Origin of the sequence: Flavobacterium sp., from assembly GCF_040382755.1 — a bacterium.
In the GTDB taxonomy this organism is placed as follows: domain Bacteria; phylum Bacteroidota; class Bacteroidia; order Flavobacteriales; family Flavobacteriaceae; genus Flavobacterium.
This window is the reverse complement of sequence record NZ_JBEIET010000270.1, coordinates 1-1,329: the sequence shown is the minus strand read 5'-3', so window position 1 is coordinate 1,329 and position 1,329 is coordinate 1. Positions and strand designations below refer to the sequence as shown.

The 1,329-nt window shown below is 31.7% G+C and carries 1 protein-coding gene and 1 pseudogene; both read left to right on the top strand.

Translation table 11 applies throughout. The features are described 5' to 3' along the window. On the top strand, positions 1-643 hold a 643-nt coding region (locus tag ABWO04_RS11950; RefSeq protein ID WP_353079904.1), incomplete at its 5' end, for a tryptophan 2,3-dioxygenase family protein. A gap of 14 nt (positions 644-657) precedes the next feature. Next, positions 658-1,329, top strand: a pseudogene (locus tag ABWO04_RS11945) (M23 family peptidase); the annotation flags it as partial.

The window sequence follows — 1,329 nt, the reverse complement described above, 5'->3', positions numbered from 1 at the left end:
ATTTTTTACAGAAAGATTAAACAGAATTAGCCGCTATTTTGATATGTTAACCACTTCTTTTGATATTATGAAAGAAGGCATGGAACCTGAACAATATTTAAAATTCAGAAATACGTTAACGCCCGCAAGTGGTTTCCAAAGTGCGCAATACAGAATGATTGAATTTGCATCAACCGATTTGATTAATTTAATCGATTTTCGTTTTAGAGCAACGATTGACAGAAACACGTCATACACACACGCGTTAGAACATTTGTATTGGCAAGCTGCAGGGAAAGATCATCAAACAGGAGAAAAATCATATTTGTTAAGCGAATTTGAACGAAAATATAAAAAAGAATTTTTGTCTTTTATGGAAGAATACAACACCATAAATCTTTGGCAAAAATTTAAACAATTACCAGAAAACGATCAAAAAAATCCAGAATTAGTAGCCGCTATGCGTCATTATGACAAAACTGTTAACATTACTTGGGTGATGGGACATTTTAATGCTGCTAAAAAATATATCGAAAGCGTTCCCGGAAATCATGAAGCTACCGGCGGAAGTGATTGGAAAAAATACATGCTGCCAAAATACCAAAAACGTATTTTCTTTCCAGAACTTTGGAGTGAAGAAGAATTAAAAAACTGGGGAGAATAATTAAAAAACAAGATTTGAAATATATATTATACGCTATATTATTACTCACGTTTTCCTGTCAAAATAAAGAAAATGACAAAAAAACTGCAGATAAAATCGCAAAAAAAGTTCCTATAATTAAAAAATACGGATTTACTTTTAATGATTTTTCTGTGGTAGAAGACACCCTGCAATCTGGCGATACGTTTAGCACCATTTTAGAATCGTATACACTACCCGATAGTTTAAAAACATTTGATGTTACTGAAAAAATTAAAGATTCTTTCAACATTAAAAACATCCGTGCAGGTAAAGCTTTTTTAACTTTTTCCGATAAAAAAAACAAGAAAAACTTAAAAGCTTTGGTATATGTGCAAGACAAAACCAGCTTTTTGGTAGTCGACTTAAGAGATTCTATTCGTGTAGAAATAAAAAACCGTCCTACCATAATTAAAAGAAGAACTATTGCAGCAGAATTGGATGGATCTTTATCAGAAACCTTATCTAAAAAAGGTGTTAGCGCAGATTTAGCAAACGAATTGGCACAGATTTATAAATATTCTATCGACTTTTTCAAGCTAAAAAAAGGCGATAAATTTGCCGTAACCATCAAAGAAAAATATTTTGAAAACGGGGAATATTTAGGAGTAGACGAGGTAGAAGCGTCTTATTTTGAATATAAAGGAAAAAAAATATACGCTTTCCCT